Annotated in this window: 26 protein-coding genes; 10 read left to right on the top strand and 16 right to left on the bottom strand. The window is 67.1% G+C overall.

Annotation, left to right across the window (positions count from 1 at the left end):
• Positions 1-9: 9 nt before the first annotated feature.
• The 4 genes from EH231_RS32585 to EH231_RS32595 form a co-directional block, all read right to left on the bottom strand.
• Positions 10-774, bottom strand: coding sequence for a DUF1906 domain-containing protein (locus EH231_RS32585; RefSeq protein ID WP_090429505.1), 765 nt, complete (start codon positions 772-774; stop codon positions 10-12).
• Positions 775-902: 128 nt separating this feature from the next.
• Positions 903-1,043, bottom strand: a complete 141-nt coding sequence (locus tag EH231_RS34055) for a hypothetical protein (protein ID WP_164481118.1) — start codon at positions 1,041-1,043, stop codon at positions 903-905.
• A gap of 28 nt (positions 1,044-1,071) precedes the next feature.
• Positions 1,072-3,201, bottom strand: a complete 2,130-nt coding sequence (locus EH231_RS32590) for a DNA gyrase subunit A (RefSeq protein ID WP_124714061.1) — start codon at positions 3,199-3,201, stop codon at positions 1,072-1,074.
• A 21-nt stretch (positions 3,202-3,222) separates the two neighbouring features.
• A complete protein-coding gene (locus tag EH231_RS32595) occupies positions 3,223-5,256 on the bottom strand; it encodes a toprim domain-containing protein (protein WP_124714062.1) in 2,034 nt (677 codons plus the stop codon).
• Between the two features lie 223 nt (positions 5,257-5,479).
• Between EH231_RS32595 and abc-f the strand changes: the two genes are divergently transcribed.
• Entirely contained in the window at positions 5,480-7,123 is a 1,644-nt protein-coding gene (abc-f, locus tag EH231_RS32600; RefSeq protein ID WP_090429511.1) for a ribosomal protection-like ABC-F family protein, read from the top strand.
• A gap of 17 nt (positions 7,124-7,140) precedes the next feature.
• On the opposite strand, the gene EH231_RS32605 is transcribed toward abc-f, so the two are convergent.
• The 8 genes from EH231_RS32605 to EH231_RS32640 all read right to left on the bottom strand — a co-directional run bounded on the left by EH231_RS32605 (position 7,141) and on the right by EH231_RS32640 (position 14,642).
• Entirely contained in the window at positions 7,141-7,707 is a 567-nt protein-coding gene (locus EH231_RS32605) for a dihydrofolate reductase family protein (protein ID WP_124714063.1), read from the bottom strand.
• An 83-nt stretch (positions 7,708-7,790) separates the two neighbouring features.
• A complete protein-coding gene (locus EH231_RS32610) occupies positions 7,791-8,438 on the bottom strand; it encodes a zf-HC2 domain-containing protein (RefSeq protein ID WP_090429518.1) in 648 nt (215 codons plus the stop codon).
• The gene (locus EH231_RS32615) at positions 8,435-8,983 is read right to left on the bottom strand and encodes a sigma-70 family RNA polymerase sigma factor (RefSeq protein WP_090429519.1); all 549 of its coding nucleotides are present in this window, start codon (positions 8,981-8,983) and stop codon (positions 8,435-8,437) included. The genes EH231_RS32610 and EH231_RS32615 overlap by 4 nt, the downstream gene beginning before the upstream one ends.
• A gap of 2 nt (positions 8,984-8,985) precedes the next feature.
• The gene (locus EH231_RS32620; protein WP_164481119.1) at positions 8,986-9,438 is read right to left on the bottom strand and encodes a COG4315 family predicted lipoprotein; all 453 of its coding nucleotides are present in this window, start codon (positions 9,436-9,438) and stop codon (positions 8,986-8,988) included.
• A 19-nt stretch (positions 9,439-9,457) separates the two neighbouring features.
• A complete protein-coding gene (locus EH231_RS32625) occupies positions 9,458-10,033 on the bottom strand; it encodes a cytochrome b (protein WP_124714064.1) in 576 nt (191 codons plus the stop codon).
• Positions 10,030-11,130: a catalase family peroxidase gene (locus EH231_RS32630; protein ID WP_124714065.1), complete on the bottom strand. Its 1,101-nt coding sequence runs from the start codon at positions 11,128-11,130 to the stop codon at positions 10,030-10,032. Before EH231_RS32630 ends, EH231_RS32625 begins: the two co-directional genes overlap by 4 nt.
• A gap of 87 nt (positions 11,131-11,217) precedes the next feature.
• Complete coding sequence (locus tag EH231_RS32635; RefSeq protein ID WP_124714066.1) at positions 11,218-12,573, bottom strand: MFS transporter; 1,356 nt, start codon at positions 12,571-12,573, stop codon at positions 11,218-11,220.
• On the bottom strand, positions 12,561-14,642 hold the full coding sequence (locus tag EH231_RS32640; RefSeq protein ID WP_090429526.1) for an AMP-binding protein: 2,082 nt from the start codon (positions 14,640-14,642) through the stop codon (positions 12,561-12,563). Before EH231_RS32640 ends, EH231_RS32635 begins: the two co-directional genes overlap by 13 nt.
• Before the next feature lie 163 nt (positions 14,643-14,805).
• Here EH231_RS32640 and EH231_RS32645 point away from each other — a divergent pair, with 163 nt between their 5' ends.
• From EH231_RS32645 to EH231_RS34060, 4 genes are all read left to right on the top strand, one after another.
• On the top strand, positions 14,806-15,648 hold the full coding sequence (locus EH231_RS32645; RefSeq protein WP_420891942.1) for a DUF1906 domain-containing protein: 843 nt from the start codon (positions 14,806-14,808) through the stop codon (positions 15,646-15,648).
• Positions 15,649-15,659: 11 nt separating this feature from the next.
• Positions 15,660-16,418, top strand: coding sequence for an SCO6745 family protein (locus EH231_RS32650; protein ID WP_124714068.1), 759 nt, complete (start codon positions 15,660-15,662; stop codon positions 16,416-16,418).
• A 13-nt stretch (positions 16,419-16,431) separates the two neighbouring features.
• Positions 16,432-17,088, top strand: a complete 657-nt coding sequence (locus tag EH231_RS32655; protein ID WP_090429532.1) for a maleylpyruvate isomerase family mycothiol-dependent enzyme — start codon at positions 16,432-16,434, stop codon at positions 17,086-17,088.
• Positions 17,089-17,322: 234 nt separating this feature from the next.
• Positions 17,323-17,466, top strand: coding sequence for a hypothetical protein (locus EH231_RS34060; RefSeq protein WP_164481120.1), 144 nt, complete (start codon positions 17,323-17,325; stop codon positions 17,464-17,466).
• A 15-nt stretch (positions 17,467-17,481) separates the two neighbouring features.
• Here the strand turns inward: EH231_RS34060 and EH231_RS32660 are convergent, their stop codons facing one another.
• Positions 17,482-18,504 carry a fused (3R)-hydroxyacyl-ACP dehydratase subunits HadA/HadB gene (locus EH231_RS32660; protein WP_090429536.1) on the bottom strand — a complete coding sequence of 341 codons (1,023 nt, stop codon included), beginning with the start codon at positions 18,502-18,504 and terminating at the stop codon, positions 17,482-17,484.
• Positions 18,505-18,619: 115 nt separating this feature from the next.
• Between EH231_RS32660 and EH231_RS32665 the strand changes: the two genes are divergently transcribed.
• A complete protein-coding gene (locus EH231_RS32665; RefSeq protein WP_124714069.1) occupies positions 18,620-19,837 on the top strand; it encodes a serpin family protein in 1,218 nt (405 codons plus the stop codon).
• Here EH231_RS32665 and EH231_RS32670 read toward each other — a convergent pair.
• Entirely contained in the window at positions 19,794-20,369 is a 576-nt protein-coding gene (locus EH231_RS32670) for a PadR family transcriptional regulator (RefSeq protein WP_124714070.1), read from the bottom strand. The two genes, EH231_RS32665 and EH231_RS32670, sit on opposite strands and share 44 nt — an antisense overlap.
• A gap of 103 nt (positions 20,370-20,472) precedes the next feature.
• Between EH231_RS32670 and EH231_RS32675 the strand changes: the two genes are divergently transcribed.
• Positions 20,473-20,889 carry a nuclear transport factor 2 family protein gene (locus EH231_RS32675; RefSeq protein WP_044514205.1) on the top strand — a complete coding sequence of 139 codons (417 nt, stop codon included), beginning with the start codon at positions 20,473-20,475 and terminating at the stop codon, positions 20,887-20,889.
• Positions 20,890-21,003: 114 nt separating this feature from the next.
• Here EH231_RS32675 and EH231_RS32680 read toward each other — a convergent pair whose 3' ends face one another.
• Positions 21,004-22,842: a hypothetical protein gene (locus EH231_RS32680; protein WP_124714071.1), complete on the bottom strand. Its 1,839-nt coding sequence runs from the start codon at positions 22,840-22,842 to the stop codon at positions 21,004-21,006.
• 158 nt (positions 22,843-23,000) lie between these two features.
• Between EH231_RS32680 and EH231_RS32685 the strand changes: the two genes are divergently transcribed.
• The 3 genes from EH231_RS32685 (at position 23,001) to EH231_RS32695 (ending at position 24,352) form a co-directional block, all read left to right on the top strand.
• Complete coding sequence (locus tag EH231_RS32685; protein WP_124714072.1) at positions 23,001-23,423, top strand: hypothetical protein; 423 nt, start codon at positions 23,001-23,003, stop codon at positions 23,421-23,423.
• Between the two features lie 104 nt (positions 23,424-23,527).
• Entirely contained in the window at positions 23,528-23,866 is a 339-nt protein-coding gene (locus EH231_RS32690) for an ArsR/SmtB family transcription factor (RefSeq protein ID WP_044519001.1), read from the top strand.
• A gap of 3 nt (positions 23,867-23,869) precedes the next feature.
• A complete protein-coding gene (locus EH231_RS32695; protein WP_090429544.1) occupies positions 23,870-24,352 on the top strand; it encodes an SRPBCC family protein in 483 nt (160 codons plus the stop codon).
• 84 nt (positions 24,353-24,436) lie between these two features.
• Here EH231_RS32695 and EH231_RS32700 read toward each other — a convergent pair whose 3' ends face one another.
• A complete protein-coding gene (locus EH231_RS32700; protein ID WP_090429546.1) occupies positions 24,437-25,222 on the bottom strand; it encodes an MHYT domain-containing protein in 786 nt (261 codons plus the stop codon).
• Between the last annotated feature and the right edge of the window lie 15 nt (positions 25,223-25,237).

The raw sequence follows: 25,237 nt of genomic DNA on the forward strand, positions 1-25,237 counted from the left end.
ACGGTGTCGTCACGGATGAAGGTTCCACTGGCCGACATCGGAGGCCAAGGCGTCGTTGACGTCGACTTCGAGCCCGCCGACCACGGGGCCCGGATTCGACGCGGTGCTCACCACGCGCTGGTAGAGAACAGCGGCAGGGTGGATCTGGCCGCGAGACCAGGACCGGGTCTGCCATGCCCACGCGCGGCCGGGCGAGCTCGACCTCCCGACAACGCCATCGGCAATGGCCCACTGGCACGGGTTGATACCCGCGTAGATGCCGGTGCGCTGCACGCCGATCACCGAGTTGATTCCGCGAAACCACTGCAGCGCGACGGTGTTCCAGGTGTTGCGGTCGATATCGTCGTCGACGCTGAAGAAGACCGGGGCGCTCTGGCCTCCACCTGCCGCGGTGTGCAGCTGCCAGGCGGTGCGAGCGTCGGCGACGCCGCCGGCGAACCCGCGCGTGAAGTCTGACGGTGCCGTCCCGCCCGGCTTGCCGTATTGGTAGTTGCTGACGATCACCAAACCGGCGGCGGTCAGCTCACGGGCGTAGGGCAGGGTGATCGGCTTGGCGCCCATGGAGGAGCCGGGCCGTGAAGTCGAGACGTAGTTGATCACCCCGGAGTGGCCGGCGGCCCGGATGTCCCGCGCCGGGATCTGGCGCATGGCGAAGTCGATCAGCGTGGGGGCGGCGGCCGATGCGACGGGCATAGCTGCCGATGCCACGCCGAGACCGGCCAGCGCTGAGGCCGCGGCGGCGTAGCGCAAGGCGTCACGCCTGGAAACCTGCACGGCGTGATGTTAACAAAGTGACTGCTGTGACTCGTGTTGCCTCACGCACCGGTTTCAGTTCGATGCCGCACTGTTATCCAGGTGGTGCTGTGCCCGTTCCGGCGCTCGGGACCGTCACGACGACAAGTTCACGACAACACGAAGGCCACCGCCGCGAGCAGCACTGCGGCAGCGACGAATGCCACCGCGACGGCTGTCCAGCGGTTGTTCTTGACCCAGATCCGTACCGACGGCACCGTGATGTAGATGTGTGGTTCCGCGCTGACCATGGAGCCCCCTCATGCTGTTAGCGCCAGGCTACGGCGCCGGTGTCACGTCCGTCCCGGCACCCTTGACAGACGCCTTCGCCCGATTCTCCGCACGTACCGATCTCTTGCCCCGGACGAACCCGGTCGGGGAGATCGATACCGACAGCAGTGCGTTCTCGCCGTTGACGAACGGGTGGAACCCGACGCCGGCGCCGCCGCGGCCCTTGACCGGGATGTCGGCGACTTCGGTGACCTTCCAACCTTTTTCGGAGATCGACAGCATCGCCTCGCCGTTCTGGCATGAAATCGGCAGCGCCGCGATCACTTCGTCGCCATCGCCTGCCAGCTTCACCCCGGCCACACCGTTGCCGGCCGCGCCTTGGGGATTCACCGCGGCGGGGTCGATCCGCAGGATCTTCCCGCGACGCGTCACCAGGGCCAGGTGGTAGCCCTCGGCGAGCACGCCGGAGCGCAGCAGCCCGGTGATGTCCGGCGCCACCGGGATATCGCGGATCTTGAACGGCAGGCCGTTGCCGGTGGTGAACTTCACCCGCCCGTCGGTCCACACGGCCCAACCGAGACCCGAGGTGAGCAGGTCGCCGTGGCTGTCGGAGAACACCCCGCGATCGTCGAGGCGCCATGCGGCGTTGACCTTGCGCTCGCGCGGCCCGTCCTCGTCGGCAGACGAGGTCACGGGTGTGGCCTCTGAGTCGAGCACGGTGCGGCGGTCGAACTCGGGCCCTTTGAACAGTTTGGCGGTCTCCACAAGTTCTTTGTCGATCACCACCCGGCGCGCGTCGGGGTTGGACACCAGCTCGGTCAGCTCGGCGAACTCCGCGTCCAGTTTGTCCGCCTCGGCCTGCAGCTCGATCACGTCGAGCTTGGTCAGCCGGCGAAGCTGCAGTGCCAGGACGTAATTGGCCTGCTCTTCGTCGATGTTGAAGTGTTCCTGCAGACCCTGGCGGGCGTCATCGACGGTGTCGGAACCGCGAATGACCGCGACGGCGGCGTCGATGTCGAGGTGGATCTTCATCAGGCCGGCCACCAGGTGCCGGCGGGCGGTGACCTTCTCCAGCCGGTACTCGCTGCGGTGCAGCACAACAGAATCGCGCAGGTGCAGGAAGGCACCGATCAGTTCGCGGACGTTCCACCAGCGAGGCACCCGGTCCTCGTCGAGAGCGACCAGGCTGGCGGCGAATGTCGACTCGAGCGGGGTCAGGGCCAGCAGCTGCTCGCGGATCTGCTCGGCGCTGTAGCCGCGTTTGGCGGTGACCAGGATGCGCAGTCCGTTGCGGCGGTCGGTCAGGTCCGACATATCGGCCACACCCGACATCTCGCCGGATTCGACAAGGGACCGGATCCTGTCCTGCACAGTGTTACTCGCGACGCCGGGCGGCAGCTCGGTGATGATGCAGTTCTTGCCGTCGACAGACACCGTGCCGCGTACGGTGAGCGCGCCGCGGCCGGTGGTGATGTACTCCCGCAGTCCGGCGGTGCCGACGACGGTGGCCCCGCATCCCCAGTCGGGGCCGGGGATGAGTTTCAGCAGCCTGTCGTCGGTCATGTTGGGGGTTTTCAGCAGCGCCCGGCACGCGGCCATGACCTCACGCGGATTGTGCGCGGGCACCTTGGTGGCCCAGCCCTCGGCGATGCCCATGGCGCCGTTGCACAGCAGCACCGGCCACTGCGCCGGCAGCATCGTCGGCTCGGTCCACTCGCCGTCGAACGTCTGCACCATCGGCACCGCGTGGTCGTTGAGTTCCGCGGTCAGCGCGGCTCCGGGTGCCGACAGCCGCATCTCGGTGTACCGGTCAGCCGCGGGAATGTCACCTTGGATACGCGGGAACGCACCTTGTCCGTCAATGACTTTCACACGCTGGAAGTCGGCGGCCATCAGGGCGGCGGCGCCGTACATCGACGCGCCACCGTGCGGGTGCAGGTTGCCGGTGACTGCCGAGCAGATCTTCGAGGACTTCTGCGGTTTGTTTCCGGGTTGCAGTCCGGAGTCGTGCATCTGGTAGAGCAGACGGCGCTGACCCGGCTTGAGCCCGTCGAATGCCGACGGGATGGCGCGGTCGCTGACGCTGTAGAGCGCGAAGGTCAGCTGGTAGTGGTTCCAGTAGTCGTCGGCGCTCTGGTCGAGGACCAGGTCGGGGTTCTGTTCGATAAGCGATGTCACGGCCGGTCTCTCCTACGTTCCCTAGCTCAAGTCCAGCGTGGAGGTGTCGACGCGGGCGGCGACATCGGCCATCCACGTACGTCGGCCCTCGGGTGGCCCGCCGAACAAGGTGTGGTGCAGTTTCTTCTCACCATCGTCGAGATGAACCCGAATCACTGTGCGGCGCTGTGGATCCAGCACGGTGTTCCAGAAGTCGTCGGCGTCCATCTCGCCGAGACCCTTGTTGCGCTGCACCTCCACCTTGCGCTTGGAGGTGGCTTTCAACTGGGCCACGGCGGTGTCACGCTCGGACTCGTCCTGGCAGTAGATCCGCTGTGTGCCGTCCTTGACCACGAACAGCGGCGGCAGCGTCACGTAGACCATCCCGGCCTCGACGAGCGGCCGGTAGAAATCGAGGAACATCGAGATCAGGCTGGAGTTGATGTTGCCGCCGTCGGGGTCGGCGTCGGAGGCGAACAGGATCCGGTCATACCGGCACAGTTCGGGGTCACAGCTGTCCCGGAGCCCGCAGCCCAGGATGCGTTCGATCGAGTCGAACTCGTCTTTGGCCCGCGCCTTGCTCAGGGCGAAGCCATAAACGTTGGGCGGCTTGCCTTTCAGTGGGAAGGCCGCCTGAAATGTGGCGTCGCGCGCCGCCTTGATGGTGCCCAGCGCCGAGTCGCCCTCACACAGGAACAGCTCGGCACCGGACCCACGGCCGGTCTCCCGGCTGGGCAGCAGTTTGGGCGGCAGCGACAGATTCGTGCCAAGCCCTTTGGCTTTCGACGCGGCACGAGAACGGGCCTTGGCGCCTTCGGCGCTGCGGCGGGCGCGGGCCGCTTCCAGTGCCAGCTTCGTCCACAGCGTGACGGCGTCGCCGTTTCCGGGGTTGGCCGCCCAGATGGTGACGCTGCGCGCCACATCCGGGGCCATCGCCACGTTCAGCGATCGTGATGACACCGCGGTCTTGGCCTGGGAGTCCCATGCCACGTCGGGTGCGCGGGTGTCGACGGCCAGTGCGGTGACGGCAGCGAAATCCTGTGCCTCGGGCCCGTCCTCGCCTTTGGCCAGCCCGAGGTCGCGGATCCGGGACGCACGGTCGGCCAGGGCTTCGGAGAATCCCTTCACCGCCGCGGTCAGGTGTGATCCGCCGTTCGGGGTGCGCACGGTGTTACAGAACGCGGCCACCGTCGCGGGTTCGGCCGGGCCCGCGGTCAATGACCAGCGGAACGGGGTGGGGCCGCGCCCGGTGGAGTATTCACCGCGGCCCTCCACCACCGCGCGCACGCCGGGCAGGGGAGTGCCTGCGGCGGTGCACATCAGGTCGAGCAGGGCATCGGTGCCCCAGGGGCCGCTGAACGGCTCGAGCAACGCGGGCGGGACGTCTCCGCCCGGCCAGCCTTCGTCGACGACGATCAGGTTCACCCCTGGCGACATCCGCGATGCGGCGTGCGCCCGCAGCAGCACCTCCCCGACATCCAGGCTGGAGTCGGGCACCACGGCCGGGTCGAACAGGATGCGCACCGTGGTCCCGTGTGCGTCGGGTTTGCGGTTGCCGGCGCCGCGCAGTTTCTGCGTGTCGGCACGGGTGAACTCCGCGTCCGGGTCGAACTCTTTCCCCTCGAAGACCCCGGGGTAACCGTGACCGAAGCTCTGCAAGTAGGTCTTTCCGGCGCGGCGCACCGTGACGTCGGTACGGGCGGAGATGAACACCGCTGCGGCGGCCCCGATCCCGTTCAATCCGGCACCCGTGCTGGTCGCGTCGCTGTGGGCGGAGAACTTGCCGCCGGCCCGAGCGGTGCCCAGTGTTTTGACGATGCCGTTCTTCCCGGTCACCGGGTCGGAGTCGACGGGAAGGCCGCGCCCGTCGTCGGCGACGCTGACAGATCCGTCGGCGTGCAAGGTGATGGTCACGGTGGACCCGCCGTGGCTGGGATCGGCGACCTCTTCGATCGCGTTGTCCACCAACTCGCGCAACGCGGTGTTGAGCACGTCGAGGCCCAAGTTCACCGCCGGCCGCAGGCGCGTGTGCTGGACATCATCGAGCTCGGTGATGTCTGCGGCGTTGTAACTCACTGCTGATCCTTTCCACCAGGGCCGATGTCGCAGCGATCGGGTCCCGTCGGAGTGTCACTCGCGCGCGGCGAGCTCGCTCCCGCCGTGCCAACCACCCCCGGATCCCGCGGGTGGCCTAAGCATTCTGCCTTGGTCCGCCGACGCCCGGTCTCACCGCCGCGGCTGAAACGGCGCTGAACCTGGCGATGCAGGCTGAGATCCCGGCAAATGCGACGATGAGGCCATGACCGCAACGCTTGTCGCGAAGAATGTGGCAGGCGGATTCGCCCACCGCACGCTCTTCGAGGGGCTGGACCTGACCGTGGCACCCGGCGACGTCGTCGGGGTCGTGGGGGTCAACGGTGCGGGCAAGAGCACACTACTGCGCATCCTTGCCGGAGATCTCAATCCGCTCGACGGTGTGGTCAATCTCGCTCCGGCCGACGGGTTCGTCGGGTGGCTGCCCCAGGAGCACGAGCGGGTACCGGGGGAGACCGTGGCCGCCTATATCGCGCGGCGTACAGGTTGCACCGCGGCCACCCTGGCGATGGAAGCCGCGGCCGAAGCCTTGGCGGATCCGGCGGCAGATGCCGACGCCTACTCCACCGCGCTGGACCACTGGCTCGCCACTGGTGCCGCCGACCTCGATGAACGGTTGCCCGCCGTGCTGGCCGATCTGGGGTTCGATGCTGCCGTGCGGCCGGAATCGACCCTGATGACCGCCCTGTCGGGCGGGCAGGCGGCGCGAGTCGGACTCGCGGCGCTGATGTTGTCGCGCTTCGACATCGTCCTGCTCGATGAGCCGACCAACGATCTGGACCTCGACGGACTGGCCCGGCTGGAGGATTTCGTCCGGGACCTCCGCGGCGGCGTGGTGCTGGTCAGTCATGACCGGGAGTTCCTGTCCCGCACCGTAACCCGCGTCTTGGAGCTGGACCTGGCGCAGAACAGAACCACCGTGTACGGCGGTGGGTACGAAAGCTATCTGGAAGAACGGGAAGTCGCCCGCCGGCACCGCCGCGAGGAATACGACGAGTTCGCGGAGAAGAAGGCCGATCTGGTGGCGCGGGCCCGAACCCAGCGGGAGTGGTCGAGCCAAGGTGTGCGCAACGCGATGCGCAAGGCGCCCGACAACGACAAGAACCGGCGCCGGGCGCAGTCCGAGTCCAGTGAGAAACAGGCGCAGAAGGTCCGGCAGATGGAGAGCCGGATCGCCCGGCTGGAGGAGGTCGAAGAGCCTCGGAAGGAATGGGAGCTGCAGTTCAGCATCGGGGCCGCGCCCCGGTCGAGTTCGGTGGTGGCGACCGTCGACAATGCTGTTGTGCGGCAGGGCGATTTCGTCCTGGGACCGGTCTCGTTACAGGTGAATGCCGGCGAGCGGATCGGGATCACCGGTCCCAACGGGGCCGGCAAGTCGACGTTGCTGCGGCTGCTCCTCGGCCGCAGGCAACCTGACGACGGGCGGGCGAGCATGGGTGCGAACGTCGCCATCGGCGAAATCGACCAGGTCCGTTCTGTTTTCACCGGGCCGGATCGACTCGTCGATCGGTTCGAGCGGCATGTGCCGGAATGGCCGACGGCCGATGTCCGGACCCTGCTCGCGAAGTTCGGGCTCAAGGCCGACCACGTGGAACGTGCGGTGGACGATCTCTCGCCCGGTGAGCGCACCCGCGCCGGCCTCGCGTTGTTGCAGGCCTGTGGCACGAATGTGCTGGTGCTCGACGAGCCGACCAACCATCTCGACCTTCCCGCCATCGAGCAGCTAGAGCAGGCGCTCGAAAGCTATGACGGTGCCCTGCTTCTGGTTACGCATGACCGCCGAATGCTGCAGAACGTCCGGCTGGATCGTTCGTGGTCCGTCGAAAACGGCCAGGTAGCGGAGTTGTAATCGAAGCAGACGAGTGTTCAGCGCCTCGTCTCGTACCTGGTCAGCACCACGCCGCCGGGGAACGTCCGCGTCTCGACCATGTTCAGGTTCACCCAGCTGTCCAGCGCGGTGAACAGCGGCGTGCCTGCGCCCACCAGGACCGGGTAGGTGGCCAGCATGTACTCGTCGATCAGCCCGGCTCGCATGGCGGCTCCGGCGAGCGTTGCGCCGCCGATGCTCATCGGGCCGTCGTCTTCGGCCTTGAGCCGGGTGATCTCGGAAACCGCATCGCCGGTGACCAGGCGGGTGTTCCAATCGACCTTCTCGATCGTGGAGGAGAACACCACTTTCGGTGTATCCCGCCAGTTGCGGGCGAATTCGATCTCCGCCGGGGTTGCGTCGGGTTGCTGGTCGCCGGTCGGCCAGTAGGAGCTCATCGTCTCCCAGAGCTTGCGGCCGTACAGTGCCACGCTGCTGGCGCGGTCCTGGTCCAGCCACCACTGGAACAGTTCGTCGCTCGGTGGCCCGCCCCATGCGATGTCGTCGCCGGGCGCGGCGATGTAGCCGTCCAGAGTCACGTTCATGCCGTAGCGCAGCTTGCGCATGGTGTCAGCCTCCCGGGTGTTGCTCTCAGGCGTAATGACCGGTGCCGTGCGGGAAACTCATCGATGCGCGGGGCAGGCCGTGACTAGCGTTCCACGGTGGCCAGGACGGTGTTGTTCGCATCGACGATGTTGAGCTTGCGCAGCTTCGGCATCGGGATGGATGTCGCCCCTTGCACGACCCCTTTCCCGGTCGGCATCGCCGCCCAGGTGGCCGCGGGCTGCATCTGCCCGCTGTCGTCCATCGTCCGCAGCGTGAACACACCTTCGGCGGGCAACTGCTTCAGGTCGAGCACGATGGCGGTCCCCCACGGCTTGGGCGTCAGGGTCACCGACCCGGAGGCGCCGGTGGCCGCGACCGAATGCATCGCGAAGGTGCCCGTGCCCGGCGGGGTGGTATCGCCGCGCGGGATGACCAACACCAGTGCGACGGCGGCGAGCACCGCGGCGCACGCCCCCAGCGCCACCCGGCGGCGAACGCGGCGCTTAGCTGCCGTACGTCGGGTGGCGAGCATGTCGCGCAGGATCAGTTCCGACTCGCCACCGTCGGTGGGTCCGGTTTCCAGGTCAGCCGGGTCGACCTTGCTCAGGAGCGCCGGCAGCGGCGCGAAATCGGCGGCTTGGGCGCGGCATTGGGCACAATCTTTGAGGTGCGCCTCGAAGCGTCCGCGTTCCTCGGCGTCGAGGCCGCCGAGGATGTAGGCGCCCAGAAGGACATGAGGTTCGTCGATCACAGCAGCCCCATCTCGTCGAACACCGCCCGCAGTGCGCGCACTGCGTAGTAACTGCGTGACTTCACGGTACCCACAGCAACATTGAGCCTATCGGCTGCTTCGGCAAGGGTGAGGTCATCGAAGTACAGCGCCTTGACCACCTCGCGATGTTCGGGGGACAACCGTTGCAGGGATTCACCGATGACGATCCGCTCCAGGGACTTGTTGACGGCATCGGCACTGGGCAGTGCGACATCGGTGTCGACAAGCACCTCGCCCCGCCGTGACCTCCGCCGCCATTGATCGACGATGACGTTGCGGGCAACCGTGAACAGGAACGATCTGGGATTGCCTTCGGCCGCGTCGATCTGGTCGATGTTCTTCCATGCCCGCGCGAACGTCTCCTGCACGACGTCCTCACGGTGCTGCACATCGACGACGTGGCCGGCGACGAATCGCCGGACGGCATCGCCGTGGACGGTGTACAGCGCGGTCAACAGCCGGTCGTCGGCCGCACGACCACGCTGTGCGGCCGACGATCTGCGACGTCGTGGACGGTTCGGCACGGTCAGTACCGCGGGAGCCCGTCAGATTGCATGACCCCCCACTTGGAGTTGCTCAACTGCTTACCCACGCCGTTGTGCTGCCCGGCCGCCTTGTCTTGGACGAACGTGTAGAGCGGGTGCGAATTCAAGGTCAGCTGGCGGGTGCCATCCGGACGTAGGTACACACCCAATACTCCCTCAACGCCCGCCACCTGTGCCGGCAGCGGGTCGGGGGCGAGCACGGCGGGCCACTTCTGCAGGCAGTCCTCGCCGCATCCACTGCTCGCGGGAGTATCGCCCTGGAACGCGTACACCGTCATTCCTTCAGCGTCGACGATGATCTCGCCAAGGTCCGACGCGTGTTTTGCGAGGACCGGTTGCGGCGTGACCGGCTCGTCGGCGTTCGCATGACCCGGCGCGGCGAGTCCGGCCACCAGGCCGGCGGTAAACAGCGCTGCACCAACAGTTCTTCTCATCCGATTGATATCCACGGCCTTACGTACGCCGGCGGAGTTCGAGAGGTTCATCGTTCCCGAAACTCATCCGGCGCAGCATGCCGTCGCGCAAGGTCAGTGTGTGCAGCAGCACCGCTGACACGTGTGCGGCGATCATCGCGACCAGGGCATAGGCCACAACCGAGTGGCTGTTGCGAAGCAGGCCGTACAGCTCGGCGTCCACGGGCGCGATCGGTGGCAGCCGAAGCGCGCCGCCCAACCCGACCGGAACCCCACTCGCCGACACCATCGCCCACCCCAGCAGCGGTTGCGCCAACAGCAGCACGTACATGGCGAGTTCGGAGCCGATCACCGCGATGCGCTCAGCCCGGCCGACCGTGGCGGGCAGGGCGGGCCCGCGATCGGTGAGTCTGTTGACGACGCGGATCACGAACACCACGAACACCAGTGCGCCCAGAACCTTGTGCACGCTGAGGAGTACCGCGTAGTCCGCAAGCGAGTTGGCGAGGAAGAACCCGACGAGCAGCGTGCTGAACACGAGCGCTGCGGCAGACCAATGCAGGACGCGGGTGCCGAGGGCATAGCGGGAGCCGGAGCGGGTGACCGACGCGATCATCGCGCGACCTCCCCGGCATCGACCTGCGGGGCGGCTCCGGTGACGCCGGCACGTCGGCGAAACGACGCCGCGTACACCGCCGAGCGGGCGGGCAGTAGCGGGTCCTCCGAGGGCTCGATCCCGTCCGGCAGCACCATGGGGTCGAAATTGACGTCGCGGGCGTTCCCGGCCGACTCCGTCGCGATGGAGTCGAGCACCACGGTCCCGGTGTCGATCGTGCGCCGGTCGGCCGGCCACGCGATGGTCGCGTCACGCACATCGTCCTCCGGTTCGCCCATCGTCACGAGCAGCCGCCAGCGCAACGGCCTCGACCTGATATCGCGAACGACGTTGTCGAACAGCCAGTTCGGTCCGGCCGGCGATGTGGGTGGCGGCTTCACCTCCCGCATCGGGCTCAGTGACCATCGCACCGGTGTACGCTCGCCGGCCGCGTTGACGAAGTAGAAGGCGTTGAGCCCCCGAAAGGTGCTGTCGGCGAAACCGGAGGTGGGCGGTTGCTGCTTGATCGCCGACATGGCGACGGCGGTTTCGGGATGGGCGGCCAGAAAACGTGCCATGGCCGTGGGATCGGGCTTGCCGGTGCCGGGCACCGGTTTGGATGCCAGCAGCCGGTCGTAGAAACCCTGCACCGAATTGTCCTGGAACACGGGCAGGTTCAGCATCGCGGTGCGCCATTGCCCTGCGCCGGGATATCCGATCGCCAGGCCCAGGCCGCGCGGGGCGCCAGTGGTGTCCGAAACGGTGGGATTACCCCCGGGCAGCGAGAACCGGCCGACGAGAGGGGAGCGGCCGGCGCGGAAGGCTGCGGCCTTGGTCACTTCGGCGCCCGCACCGTTGCTGTCGAAGTAGCCGCTGACCGCAACCCCTTTGGCATGGTTGAGGCGGTAGCCGGGATGGATCCCGGCAACCGCGTGAAAGGCGTCGACGAATGCCTGTGGCGTCAACCGCCGTTGCGATCCGAGCGGACCACGTCCATACAGCACCGCGCCGACGTCGGCGGCCAGGAAGGCGCCGACGGCCGCGATGCCGATGACGACGCTGCGACGGTTGGCTGAAGCGCTGCGCCACGATGGGGGAACGATCGATCTGCGGTCCATGAGCGACCTTCCAAACTTGTGCCGGGATGGGGTTACCCGGGGCATACGCCCGTGGGGGAGAAAAAGTTCACCGCGGCCGAGGGCCAGCTAGCCCACCGGACTGCGCCGGGCCCTGATCCAGACGGCCAACCCGGCGACCGCCAACGCCAAGGCGATGGCGGTCAAGATCGCGTTGATGCCCGCGCCGGTCCCCATCCCGCCGAGTTGGAGCACCTCCAGGACGGTGCCGGACACGGCGACGCCGACGCCGGCCAGCGTCACCAGCGCGGTCAGGGTGACCCCGGCCGCCTCACCGGCCCGCGCCGGCGCGACCACCGCTTGAGTGGCGACAGTGGTGAACGCGTAGACGAATCCCATGGTGAAGCCGCACGCCGTGAGCGCGATCGCGTACCCCACCCATCCACCGGAAACAGTCAGTGCGGCAAGGGAAACCGCGGCTGCGATACATCCGGTCGCCATCACGCGGACCGGAGAGGACGCCGACGGCAGCCGGCCGGAGAGCGTGCCTCCCAGCGCGGCGCCGGCCGACGGCCCCAGGAACACCACGCCCGCCATCAGTGGATCGAGACCGCGGACCTGTTGCAGATTCAGCGTGGTCAGGAAGACCGTGACCACGTACGCGATATTGGCGACGGTGCCGGCAACGACAAGCACCGCGAAGCCCGGGTTGCCGAACAACCCGAGATCGACCAGCGGGTGGCGCGTTCGTCGTTCGACTGCCACGAACGCCGTGAGCAGGACAACCGCGGCGATTCCGGCACCGATGGTCGCCGGCGACAGCCAACCCCAGGTGGGCGCACGATCGAAAGCCAGGGTGAACAGGCCGATGCCCACCGTGATCAGCGCCAACCCACTCAGATCGATTCGGCGCGGGGCGGTTTCGTCGAAACTCTCGGGGATCACGCGCGCACCGATGACCAGCGAGATGAGGGTGAAGGGTACCAGCAGCCAGAACACCGCGCGCCAGCCAACCGTTTCGGTCAGCACGCCGCCTACCAACGGACCGGCAGCGTTCCCCAGCCCGGCGATGCCGTAGGCCGTGCCGATGGCCCTGCTCGCACTGGCCGCGGGGTAGGCATTGGTCAGGACGCTCACCGAGACCGGAAAGATCATCGCCGCGCCGATACCCTGCAGCGCGCGGAATCCGACTATCGCGGCCGGCGTCGGAGCCACGGCGCACAGCACCGACGCCACCGCGAACAGCGCGATGCCGGACAGCAGCACACGTCGTCGGCCGAAGATGTCTGCGATGCGACCCGCGGGCACCATGAAGGCGCCCAGCGTCAGCATGTAGATGCTCACCACCCACTGCAGGTCGGTGGTGCTGCTGTGCAGATCCGCCGCCATCCGGGGCAGCGCCAGGTTCACCGCGAAGTAGTCGATCTGCACGCAGAACAGCGCGATGGAGATCGCCGCGAGTATCCAGCGAGTCAGCCCGGCCACCCCATCTCCAGGGGAAACTGGCCCTCGATCAAATGACGTTTCAGGACCTTCCCCGTGGCGGTGCGTGGCAGCTGGTCGACGAATGTGACGTCCCGCGGAATCGAGAAGCGGCTCAGGCGGTTTCGGACATAGTTCTTGACGGTGTCCGCGTCGAGCGACGACCCCTCGGTGCGGACGACGAACGCCGCCAGACGCTGGCCGAACTCCGGATCCGGAACGCCGACCACCGCCACGTCGGCGACCTGTGGCAGCACGGCGATGGCTTCTTCGACGGGCCGCGGAAAAACGTTCTCGCCGCCGGAGATGATCATGTCGTCGTCGCGTCCGGCGACGAAGAGACGCCCGCTGCCGTCGAGGTAGCCTAGATCGCCGGTGTCCATCAGCCTGTCCTCGACGGCAGGCGACGCCGCATTCGTGTAACCGTCGAAGAGCATGTCGTTGCCGACGAAGATGCGACCCACGGCGCCGGCCGGCGCGATGGCGCCCGCGTCATCGAGGATGGCGATGCGGGTGCCCAGGGGTGGCCGGCCCGCCGTGGTCGGGGCGACGCGCAGGTCGGCGGGATCGGCGATCGTCGCCCAGGACACCTCGGTGGATCCGTAGAAGTTGTAGAGAACGTCGCCGAAGATCTCCATGAACTTGGTGACGGCTGCGCCCGGAATCGGTGACCCGCTGCTGGCGACCACCTTCAGCGACGAGGTGTCGTAGCGGTTGACCACGGCGGCGGGCAACTCGAGAATGCGCTGCAACATCACCGGAACCAGGATCACCACCGTGCAGCGATGGCGCTCAATGGCTTTGAGGCATTCTTCGGCGTCGAACCGGTCCATCAGCACCACCGTTGCCAGCAGCGGCGTGCTCACTTGCAGTGCGGCCAGACCCCAGGTGTGGAACATCGGTGCGCACATCAGCATGACCTCGCCGTGACGCAGCGGCATGCGCGACAACATCGCGGCGATGGCGCCGAAGCCGGGTGGCGTGGGCCGTCGGGCTCCCTTGGGCGTGCCGGTGGTGCCCGAGGTGAGCGCCACCAGCTTGCCGGGTTGTTTCGGTGGTGCCACCGGTGCGGCGCCGGTGCCGGTGGAAATGAGATCGTCGATCGAACGCCGATGCCGCGTAGCCGAATTGGCGTGGATCGAGATTCGCGGGATGTCCGCGGAGACGTACCGCACCTCCGGTTCGAAGTCGCCGTCGAGGAATATGGCGTCGACGTCGTGGCGTTTGACGATCTCTTCGATCGCGCGGGCGGCGAGGCCGGTGTTGAGCAATACCAGGTCCGCACCCAACTTGCTCGCGGCCACCATGCACTCGACCATCGCCGAATGGTTGCGGGCGAGAACCGCGAACGTGCTGTCACTGCTGAAACCGATTACCGCAAGGCCCGATGCCAAGCGGTTGGTGCGCTCGGCCACGTCCGCGTAGGTCGAGGTCCCGTACCGGTCGATCGACGCGATTGTGCGCGGTGAGCGCGCGGCGGCAGCAGCAAGTCCGCCCGCGAGCGTGAATCCCCATTTGGCGAGCGAATTGAGCTGGCGAAGTCCACGATCGGGTCGAGACGCGCGCACCACACCGCTGGTGATCATGGTCTTCAAGACGTTGAGTTGCAGGGAACGCCCGTCGCCCATGTTGACCAGTTGTGAGGACGGTTTATCCGCGAGGGAGTCCGAGATTCGCTGGAGCCCTTCGCGGATCCAGCTCTCGACGACGCTGTCGCTGGCTTTCGCGATGTCGGGGTGGAGCGTGCCGACCGCGAAGATCCGCAATGCGATCCGGGCGCCGGCCCCTTCGGGAGTCAGGCGAATCGAGGCGAAACAGCGACCCGTCTGCGTCGCGTCGAGGCGCAACTCCATGCCCGACAGGCGGATGGTCCGGCGCATCTCCTGCACGACGACGGCACCGCGGGAGGTGGACAGACGCACCTCGAAGAGATGCGGGTCGCCGGCGACGTGTTCGCACGAACCGAGGCCACGAAAGAACCGTGGGTACAGCTCCGGCGCCTCCAGGATGGACCAGATGTCCGGACATGGGTGATCGAGCGTCGTGTCGACGGCGATCACGTCTCGGGCCACTGTGGTTTCTGCCAGGGTGTCGGTAGTTAGCTGCGACTAGCCATTGTGGTTCATCTTTCCCTGGCACGGGCCTGTTTCGCCGACGAACGCAGATGTAACCGTTTCCCTGAGCAAAGTTCGGCGCCCGGCGGATCCCGGGGATTCCGCTGGTAGGCGTTGGACCATGGAAATTTCCGATATCAGGCGGGGGTGGAGTTGCGCCAGATCCGCGGATACGCTTCGGTCCGTGACGCGATCCGCTTCGCGGCGTGAAGTCCTCAGGTATGCAGCGCTGTTTGCCCCGGCGTTGGCAGTCCCAGGTGCGCTGGCCGCGTCGGTCGGCACCCAGACCGCATCGGCCGACGGACTGCAGCTCGTCGATTTCGCCGACCGGCTGGTCCAGCCCGAACAGATCAAGTCCGCGGGCTTCGGTGGCGCACTGGTCTACGTTTCCGAATTGCGGCCGGGGGCCACGTTCGATTTCAAGCCCGTGACCCGCGACTACGCCGACCGGCTCCGGTCGGCAGGGCTGCAGGTCGTCAGCTGCTACCAGTTCGGCAAACCCGGATGGCCGACGCCGTCGGACTTCACCCGCGGCTACGACGGGGGAGTGGCCGACGCCCAGACGGCACTGAGCCTGCACACCGCGGCCGGGGGGCCGGCGTCGGCGCCGATCTTCTTCAGCGTCGACGAGGACATCGATGCCAAGACATGGAAAAGTCTGGCAGTCCAATGGTTTCGGGGAATCCACTCGGTGCTGGGAGTTGGCCGCACCGGAATCTACGGGGGCCGTAACCAATGCGGTTGGGCCATCGCCGACGGTGTCGTCGGGGCATCGACCAGTCCGGGTCACCGGTGGGCGTGGCAGACCAAGGCATGGTCGCGGGGGGAGCGGGAACCGGCCGCCGTACTGTTCCAGAGGGAAGTCGTCACCGCGTCCGATCCGGGCTTCGTGATCGACGGCATCCATGTTGACGTGAACGACGTTCTCGCAGCCGATTACGGCCAGTGGGATCTCGCCAGATAGGAGTCACTGTCATGAGCAACACCGACATGCTGGACGCTGCCGCCACCACGGGAACGGCGATGGAGCAGGCCGTCGCGGTCTTCATGCTGCACCCGGAGAACTTCGGTGCCAGCGTCGCCGCCGGGTATGAGAACCCGTTGGCCGGTTATGTCGCCGGCCGTGGCGGAGTGCTCGGTGAGGCCTCCGGCGCCACCGTCAGCGCTGTCTTCGCGGTGTTCGAGCCCAACGGGCTCGCGGCGATGTGGGACGAGGGCGTCGCGGTGCGTGGTGCTGCCGGTGCGGCGCAACAGTATTGGGAGCAGGCAGCCGAGTTCGGGCACAAGTACCTGTCGGATGCCCAGGGTCTGGATCGGATCGCCGCGCTGGGGGAGAAGATGATCGCCGCGACGCCGATCGCGGGCCTGCCGTTGTTCGCCGGCTGGCGTGCGATGCCGCTGGCCGACGATGCCGCCGCGCGCGCGTTGCAGGTGATGTTCGTGCTCCGCGAGCTGCGCGCCGGGGTGCATTTCAATGCGTTGACGATTTCCGGGATCGCCCCGGTGGAGGCGCACATGCTCAACAAGGGGCCGCAGTACACCACGATGTTCGGTTGGCCCGAGCCGTTCGCCGACGGTGCGGACAAGAAGGACCGCTACACCGAGATCGAGCAGGCGACCAACCGGCGAATGGCGGAGATCTTCGCGGCCGCTCTCGATCCGGCCGAGGCCGAGGAGCTGGCCAAGTTGAGCACAGCGGCACTGGAGACGTTGAAGGCGAACGTCCCGCGCTGAGCGGGTCGATCCGATGCGGCTGAGCCCGGAGGAACGCGAGCGGGTGTTCGCCGCGGTCGCCGACGAGCGGCGGTCGATCGCCACCCTGGTCGAAGGGCTCGATGCGGACCAATTGGCCACGCCGAGCCTGTGCGCCGGATGGGACGTCAAAACCGTTGCGGCACATCTGGTCAGCGATTTCACCGACGGGTTCTGGGGCTTTATGGCCAGCGGTGTCCGCCACGGCAGCATCGACCGCGGAATCGACGCGCTGGCCCGTCGCCGGGCGCGAGCGTCGGCCGCCGAGATCGCCGAGACGCTGCGCAGCCGGGCCGATCATCGGCTGAGCCCGCCCATCACCGGTCCGCTGTCAGGCCTGACCGACGTGTTGGTACACGGCGCCGATATGCGGATGCCACTGGGGCTTCCGCATCACCCGGATCCACAGCATGTCGCGCGGGTGCTCGATTTCCTCACCAGCCGAACGCAGCTCGGCTTCTTCCCGCACCGGCGCCTGCGCGGTATCGCGTTGCACGACGCGGATACCGGGCGGATATGGGGTCACGGCCGGGCCATTGCCGGCCCGGGCGTCGCGCTGATGCTGGCGGCGTGCGGACGCACCGTCGCGTTCGACAGTCTCGCGGGCCCGGGACTTCCCGTACTGCGCTCGCGCCTGCACCTGCCGGATTGAGCTCTCTACCACGCATTTCGTTGCGTTTTCATCCGGCAGCAGAGGTTTGCTCCTTAAGCTGACCACGACCACCAAATCCTGTGGCCATTCGGAACGTCGAAGGGCCTGGACGATGACAGCTGCCAATAGGTTTCCGACACGTGTGCCGCGGTCACGTGTTCGATGGCCTTGGAAAAAGGGCCGGGTCGTCGGGTGGCCGAAGGTTGCATTCGTCAACTTCGGGAGGCAGCGGCGATGACAAAAGTGTTCCGGAAGACACCGTCCATCGCCACCCTGCTCGGACGGTGGTTCTGGTGGCCCCAGCGGGTGCGTCCCCGCCCGCCGCGCTCGCCGTGGCCCCAGCCCATCCAGCGCGATCCGGCCGAGGTGGCGTCGTGACGCGGCGTCAGCGGGTCAGCTGAAGCGGATGTTCATCGTCGCCAGGCCGAAGATCTTCTTGCCGTCGGCCTTGGCGGCGACGATGACGACACCGGTGCGGGTCTCCGGGTCCAGCGACTTGATCTTGCCGCTGAACTCGATGTCAGCGCCTTCCTTGGCGGACACGATCGCGGGCTGGGACAGCCGCACGGCGTAGCGGGTGACGGCCCCAGGATCGCCCGACCAGGTGGAGACGAATCCGGCACCCAGGCCCATGGTGAGCATTCCGTGCGCGATCACGTCGGGCAGGCCGGCCAGCTTGGCGATGTCCTCGTCCCAGTGGATCGGGTTGGCATCGCCGGCCACGCCGGCGTAGTTCACCAGGTCGCCGCGGGACAGCCGGGTGTGGTGCACGCCGATCTCGTCGCCGACCTTCAGGTCATCGAAGGACGGGGTGCCCGGCGTCCGGGTGGTGTCCTCGGCGATCCGGATCTCGCCCTCGGGGCGGACGGTCTTCTCGTACTCGTCGTCGCTGATGCCGAAGATGTCGACGTCGTGCATCATCGCCCGCTGCACGGCGGTCTTGATCTCCGGATTGAGATCTTCGGCGGTGACGCCGACGACGGTGGTGTGCAGGGTGTGCACGCGCTCGCCGGCCCGGTCCGTGAAGGTGTTGGTCACGGTGATCATGTCCCGACCGGCGATCCTGCGGACCGACGTCAGCTCGACGTCGACGTGCAGTTCGTCGCCGGCCACGATCGGGCGGTGCTGCTCGAAGACCTCTTCGGTCTGCAGGTAGGTGTCATAACCGACGACGATCGACTCGAACATGCGCCGGTTGCAGGCCATGGCCGGGGTCGAGGTGAAGGTCAGCGGCGCGACCAGGCCCGAGTAGCCCAGCTTCGCGGCGGCGTCGACGTCCCAGTGTGCGGGGTTGTAGTCCTGCACGGCACGGGCGTACTCGCGGACCTTCTCGCGGCCGACCAGATAGAGGCCGTCTGCCTCGTAGTAGTGGCCTACGCGGGCTTCGAGCGCCGATGCTTCTGGTGCTGCGGTCATGAATTTGCTCAACTTTTCTATCGGCCTGTTCGCTGAAGCCGACGAAAGCACAGTAACGTCTGGCCGCCATTACGCGTACAACCGGCAACGTTCGATCAGCAGATATGGTGCGGCCATGCCCGGCCTCAGTAACCCCGAGATCGTGTCTGCCTACGCTGCCCCGTTCAACCAGTCAGTGCTCAAAGGGCACACGGTGGCCTCGCCGCTGGGTCTGTGGCTGCTGTTGGCGTTGGTGGGGCCGGCGACCGCGGGAGAGCCGCGCCGCGGTCTCGAAGCGGTCCTCGGCACGACGGTCGACGACGCTGCCGCGCGGGCCGGCGCCCTGCTGCGTGACCCGCACCCGGCGGTGTCGGCACTGGCCGCGGTGTGGGACCGCAAGCTGGGGCCGGCGTTCGACGAATGGGCGCAGACCCTGCCCGACGTGGTGGAGCGGGGAGCGGTCCCGGATCAGGCGCAGGCCGATGCCTGGGCGCGGTCCCGGACGAACGGGTTGATCGACCGCTTCCCGCTGCAGCTCGATGAATTGACCAGGCTGGTACTCGCGTCCGCGCTCGCCACCGACATCAGCTGGGCGGAGCCGCTCGGCACCACGGACGAACTGGGCGGGTCGTTCGGCGAACAGATACGCACGGCGTTGACGTTCCGGGACGGAATTCATCTGGTGGTCGACACCGATGCCGCGGGTCTGGTCGCGGTGGCCGCACCGCCTTCGTCGTCGGCGCTCGACGTCTTCACCGTCATCGCGGAGCCCGGCGTAGCGCCCCACGATGTCGACACCGCGGCACATCAGGTGGCGGCGCTGCTGCGCGGCGATGACCGCGCCGCCCGCCGGACCCCGATCGAAGAGCTGACCGACGGGCACGCGTGGACTGTGACGGAGCGACGGGAACGCCGGCTCGGTGGACCGGGCGTACACGCCGAGTGGCGCAGCTACCTGCCGGCCTGGTCGGCGACCAGCGACCATGATCTCGACAACGCACCCGGGGTGGCCCCGGTGTTCGAGACGATCACCGGCTTCGTTCGAGACGAGGAGCAGCCGGCCGGCTTCGATGCGAAGCAGGCGGCCGTGGCCTCCTATTCGAGGACTGGGTTCAAGGCCGCGGCCGTGACCGCGATGGGTATCCGCGCGGCGGGAATGCCGTCCTTCCATGAGGTGCTCGTCCGCCGGATCGACGTGCGGTTCAACCGCCCGTTCGCGGTACTGGCGTGTGCGGGCCGCTACGACGGGCCGGAGCCGTGGCGCGGGGTGCCCATATTCAGCGCGTGGGTCACCGAGCCACAGGAGACGGTCATCGAAGCCGCCGGGCCGCCGCGCCCAGTCGCTGTTCGATGACGGCCAGTGCCCGGGCCGCCCAGTCGATGTTCTCCTCCTCGAACCGGATTCCGCGCAGCAGCGTGAGATACGGACCGATGCGCTCGGACTCGGCCAGGTAGGCAGCTTCGGTGCGGCCGGCCAGCAGGTGTTCCTGCATGCGGCGGTAGCGCGCGAGTTTGGCGGTGGCCCATTGCCGGCGTTCGGTGAGCGCGTCGCGGACCGACTCGATGTTGCCCGAATCCACCGCCTGGACCTGGACCAGGAGATCTTCGCGGATCGCGCCGGGCTTCGGCGGCACCTCGGTGAACTCGAGCAGGGCGTGTCTGCCTTGTTCGGTCAGGGAGTACAGGCGCTTGTTGGGGCGCCGGTCCTGTTCGACGAGCCGCGCGGCGATGAGTCCCTCCGAAGCCATGCGATCCAGTTCGCGGTAGAGCTGTTGGGGCGTGGCCATCCAGAAGTTGGCGACCGACGCGTCGAACCCTTTCGCCAGGTCATAGCCCGATGCCTCGCCGTCGAGGAGCGCGGCCAGGACTGCGTCGCGTAACGCCATGAGCAGATGTTAGCAGCGAAGTGATTATTCAAAATGTTGACTATTGAAAGGGGTCGCGCCTAGCATCGCCGCTAGTTGACGAATCGGGTATTGGAGGTGGCATATGCATCCGTTCAGGAAGGCAGTCGAGGCCCGCGACGAGGTCGCGATCGAGGCGCTGTTGGCCGACGACGTGGTGTTCACCAGCCCGGTGGCATTCAAGCCGTACCCGGGCAAGCCCATCACGGCAGCGATCCTGCGCGCCGTCATGCGGGTCTTCGAGGACTTCCGGTACGTCCGGGAAATCGCGGACGCGTCGGGGCAGGATCACGCGCTGGTTTTCGAGGCCACGGTGGACGGCAAGAAGATCACCGGATGCGACTTCCTGCATCACGACGCCGACGGCAAGATCGACGACTTCATGGTGATGGTCCGGCCGCTGTCGGGTGCGACCGCCCTTTCCGAGGCCATGGCCGCGCAGTTCGAGCGGATCAAACAAGAAGCCGCAGAACAGATTCAGCGAGAGTCCGCTCAGGCCTGATCAGCGGCCTGCCGCTACGGCCTGATCAGCGGCCTGCCGCTACGGCCTGATCAGCGGCCTGCCGCTACGGCCTGATCAGCGGCCTGCCGCTACGGCCTGATCAGCGGCCTGCCGCTACGGCCTGATCAGCGTCCCCGCGTCCGACGCCGCCTTCTGCAGCTCCGGGATCGTCATGTCGGCGTAGTCGGCGTTGACCGGACCCGACGCGTTCCCCAGCCACGGCACCACCCCGGGGTCCGGGGTGACGCCCAGGTGATAGGCCTGGACGCCGGGCAGGTGGTACTGGAGGAAGTTGACCAGGATGTCGACGACGAAGATGGCGCCTCCGATCGGTCCGGTGCTCAACAGCGCTGCCGAGTTCATCAGCGGGATGGCGGCGTCGGGATTGCCGATCATCACGATCGAACCGTAGTGCGGCTTGCTGCCTCCGCCGGGCACGTACTCGGGCATGAACGGCTGCAGTCCGGGCAGGTCCGTGGAGAAGTAGGCCGCGGTGTCCCCGTAGGTCAGGACGTTGACGAATCCGGAGTCGGCACCGTTGCCCGGCACCGTGGTGTTGAGGCCGGGGCTCTCGAAACCGATGCCGCCCACGCCCGTCTGCTGTGCCACGTATGCGGCTTCCCATCCGCCGAGTGAGTGGCCGGTGACAAAGATGTCTTCCTTGCGGTAGCCCTGCGCGATGGCGGCGGCCTCCACCTCTTGCTCGAAGTCCACTGCGTCGAAGAAGGCCTGGGGCGGTGTGTCGGTAAAGATCACCTGGGTGTCCGCGATCACCTGGGAGATCGCGATCAGCGGGTTGTGCAGTAGGTTCGTGCCACCCGTCGTGCCCTGGTAGGCGATGATGATCTGGCCTTCCGGCGTGACCCACGCCTTGCCGGACATGCCGGTCAGCACATTGGTGGATTCCATCTGCTTGCCGTTGACCACGAACGGTTTCAGGTCGCCCGGGGCGCCGCCCCACACGTACGCGGCCGTCGCGGCGTTGAGGAACTGCGACACCGTCGGGGTCTTGCCGGTGGTGGGCCCGTTGTACGTCATCGTCGGCGGTACCGGTTGTACGGCAGGCGTTTTGGTCAGCCCCAGCTGGCCTTCGATCTCACGGAACGCCGCGAAGAGGGCGTCGTTGACCGGTGCGAAATTGATCGGGCTCTTCGGGCCGTTGGCGGACACCGTGATGTCCAGCACCTGCAGCACCGTGTTGACGATGCGCCCGGGCAGCTCGGCGATCTTGGCGATCGGCGACAGCGGCTCCGGAGGGTTCGGAGTCGTCTTGGTCGTGGTGGTTACCGCGGCGACCTTCGCGGTCAGGGGGATCGCGTTCGCGGCTGTCTTCGGAGCGGCTTGGATGACCGCCGTGATGTCCGGCAGTGCTGCCTTGCGTTCCGGGGTGAGTGCGGGCGCCGACGATACCGCGGAGCGGATCTCCTCGCGGTCGGGAACTGCCGACGGGGAGAGCGCCGCCAGGCGCTTCGCGGTCGCGCCGGGCGAGAAGTCGGACTTGGCCAGACGCGTGCCGCCGGCCCGGGCCGGGATGGAGGGCTTGATGTCGCGGAGCTTTTCGCGAACGATGTCGGCGATCGACTCCTGCTGCAGCGGTGTCGAATTCGGCTGTGTCTCGGGGGAGCTGTCGTCGTTCGACGCCGTCGCGTCGGGAGCCGTGGTGTCAGTGCCCGAGTCGTGGGTCTTCGCGGACGTCGAAGGCCGGTTCGGACGTGTGCCACGCCGGTCGGCCGGCTTCTTGGGCCCGCGCCCGGTTCCCGCACTCGATTGGCTCGACGACTGGCCCGATGAGGCCGACGAGCCGGATGAACCGGTGGTGCCGGGGGCAGCCCACGCCACCGGATGCCCGCTCGCGCCCGCGATGCCGATGCCGACACCGATGGCCATGATCGACAGGCCATACCGCAGCGGCATGCGTCTGGCGTTCTCCGGGCAGCACGAATTCTTCACCATTACCGATGTCCCCCTTGACATTCCGCGATGGTGTCCGGATCTGCCGGTGACGGGAATGCCAGCCGCCGCGAACACACGCCGGCCCAATATATGACAACGTGTGATGCCAGTCTTGGTTTTGGCGGCCAATGTGGCAGGCAGTCGTCGTAGTCTCGGGTATGCGTCGGTTCAGAGGCTTTTCCTGGCTGGGTATCGGTGTTGCGTTGGCCGCTGCGGCGGCCACCGGATGCACCACGACCACGGGAACACCCGTGGCGAAGACGACGAGTGCCACGGTGTCCGAGTCGCCGAAGGCGGCCGAGCCGACCGGTGCGCCCGTGGGCACCGCGGTCATGAAGGTGATCGGGGGCAGTGCCCCGGTGACCATCCGCTACCGGATCAATGGCGGTGCGGAGCAGACCGAGACGAATGTGACGCTTCCGTGGGAGAAGCAGTACTCCGTCTACGACGAACTCAAATCGGAGGTCGCGGCGGACGGCGGGAGCGCCGCGCTGACCTGCACGATCACGATGGATGGCGACAAGCTCGTTTCGTTCAAGACGGAAGTGAAGCCCGTGTGCAGCTTTTCCTACTGGGGTTAGCGCTCAATCGAAAGGCCCAGTGCCACAGTTTCGTTGCCTGTAGGCGCCGAGGAGATGCGCAAACCCCTTGACAACATACAACCGATTGGTTGTATGTTGGTGTGGTGACCGAGAGCGACGAGGACAAGGCCGATGCCCTGTTCCACGCGCTCGCCGACCGGACCAGGCGGGACATCATGCGCCGGGTTCTGGCGGGGGAGCACTCGGTCTCGGTGCTCGCGGCGAAGTACGACATGAGCTTTGCCGCAGTGCAAAAGCACGTCGCCGTGCTGGAGAAGGCCGGGCTGATCACCAAGCGACGCAACGGTCGTGAGCAGCTGGCCAGCGGTGACGTGGAGGCGGTGCGGTCGGTGGCGTCCATGTTGACTGAGCTGGAACAGGTTTGGCGTGGCCGCATCGCACGCATCGATGAACTGATCGCATCCGATCCCATGGAGGACTGAGCCATGCCCGTTACCGATGTCCAACACGACCTCGACAATCTGACCCTGACGATCACCGCCGAATTCGCTGCGCCGGTGCAGCGCATCTGGCAGGTCTACGCCGACCCGCGTCAGCTGGAGAAGGTGTGGGGGCCACCGACCTACCCGGCGACCGTGGTCGACCACAGCCTCACTCCCGGTGGCCGCGTCACCTACTTCATGACCAGCCCGGAGGGCGACAAGTACGCGGGGTACTGGGTGGTCACGGCCGTCGATGAGCCGACGAGCTTCTCGTTCGACGACGGATTCGCCGACCAGGACTTCAACCCGAACCCGGAGATGCCGGTATCGAAGAACGTCTACACCTTCGCCGAACACAACGGTGGCACGCGTGCGATCTACGTGAGCACCTACGAGTCCGCCGATGCGCTTCAACAGGTGTTGGACATGGGCGTGGTCGAGGGTGCTTCGTCGGCGATCAACCAGATCGACGAACTGATCGCCTAGCCCCCGCGAGCAGACGTGGATGTGCCCGAAAACGGTGAAATACGGGTACTTTCGCGTCTGCTCGCCGGGTGAAGGGTGCCGCGTCTAGCGGTGCCGCCCGGCCGTCGCCGCCACGGGGCGTGACTCGGCCGCGGCCTCCTCGGCGTCGCGATCGGGTGCCAGCATCACGGCGGTGATCGGGACGCCGAGTGCGAGCAGGCCGATCACGAAGACCGGGAACAGAAACGAGAACACTTCGGGCCCACCGGGAACCGGCATCGTGTGATCGACATTCACCCGCACCGCGGCCATGCCGGTGTAGTGCATGCCGACGACGGCGACACCCATCACCAGGCCGGCCACGAAACGCAGTCCGCGTGATTCGAGGACGAGCGTGAACCACAGCGCCGCGGTGGCCGCGACCACGGCGATCACGAAGGACAGGACGACGAGAGTGGTGTCGTAGGTCATCGTGCCCTGCATTTGGACCGCCCACATGCCGGTGTAGTGCATCACCGCGACCGCCAGACCGGTGATCACGCCGCCGGCCAGCAGCCGGCGCAGATCGAAGTCCCGGCCGATGGTGATCAGCCCGACGAACACCGCGGCGATCGCGATCACGGCCGAAGCGACCGTCCAGCCGAGGTTGTACCGCACCATGCTGCTGGGGATCGCGAAGCCGAGCATCGCGATGAAGTGCATGAGCCAGATGCCGACGCCGCCGATGGCGATCGAGGCCATGAGCAGCCAGCGGAGCCGGTCGCGTCCACTGGTTGCGGTGGCGCCGCAACGAGTGCAGGCCAGGCCGACGACCGAGCCGGTCACCGAGACGATGTATGCCAGGAACAGCAGCCAGAGGCCCATGTCGAAGTGATGTACTTGGTGGTTCATGACGGGTTCCTCGAG

Origin of the sequence: Mycolicibacterium nivoides (assembly GCF_003855255.1) — a bacterium.
Classification (GTDB): domain Bacteria; phylum Actinomycetota; class Actinomycetes; order Mycobacteriales; family Mycobacteriaceae; genus Mycobacterium; species Mycobacterium nivoides.